Origin of the sequence: Amycolatopsis sp. WAC 04169 (genome assembly GCF_003947535.1) — a bacterium.
GTDB lineage: Bacteria > Actinomycetota > Actinomycetes > Mycobacteriales > Pseudonocardiaceae > Amycolatopsis > Amycolatopsis keratiniphila.
This window is the reverse complement of sequence record NZ_QHJI01000053.1, coordinates 1-702: the sequence shown is the minus strand read 5'-3', so window position 1 is coordinate 702 and position 702 is coordinate 1. Positions and strand designations below refer to the sequence as shown.

General features: G+C 67.9%; 1 pseudogene. It reads left to right on the top strand.

Annotated elements, in window-relative coordinates:
• Positions 1-483: pseudogene (locus tag DMC61_RS40935) on the top strand (NAD-dependent protein deacetylase of SIR2 family); the annotation flags it as partial.
• Positions 484-702 lie beyond the last annotated feature (219 nt).

Below are 702 nucleotides of genomic sequence, written 5' to 3'. Positions count from 1 at the left end.
GAACTCCGGGCGCTCGCCGGCCCGGAAATCCGGCCTGACGACGAGCTCCTCGCCGCGTTCAACGACGTGCTGCGGACCAGGAACCGTCGCGATCCGGCGGCGGGGTCGTTCTTCGCGATGGCCGGGGACAGCGCGGAATTGAGGGCGAAGGTCGGCCGGGCGCGTGACGCCAAGATCCTCGATCCGCTGGTGCCCGCGATCCTCCGCGCCATCGAGTACTGGAGCGCGGGTGGGGAGCCGGTCTTCCTCGTCCACGACGAACAACCGTCGCTCAAAGGGGACCGGCTCGCCCGGATCGAGGCGAGGCCGGGATTGGCCGGGGTGAAATTCGTGGATTCCCGGACCGATCCGCGGGTGCAGGCCGCCGATTTCCTCGTCGGTGTCGCCCGTCGGATCGCCGAGGACGCGTTGAACGGGAACGGTGACGAGATATTGACCGGATTGCTCGCGCCGTATGTCGATCCCGAGTCACTCTGGGACTGATTCACTCCATGGCGCACCGAATCGCTCGGGTGGACGGTTGCCCGGCGCGGCGGCGGGCTGGAAACGTCGGAACGGATCCGACCCCGGCCCGGGAGGCAGTCGCAGATGCAGGCTTTCACCTTGCCCGAGTTCTACCTGCCGCATCCGGCCAGGATGAATCCGCACCTCGAAGCGGCACGGGCGCACAGTATGGCCTGGGCCAGGGAAATGGGGATGCTC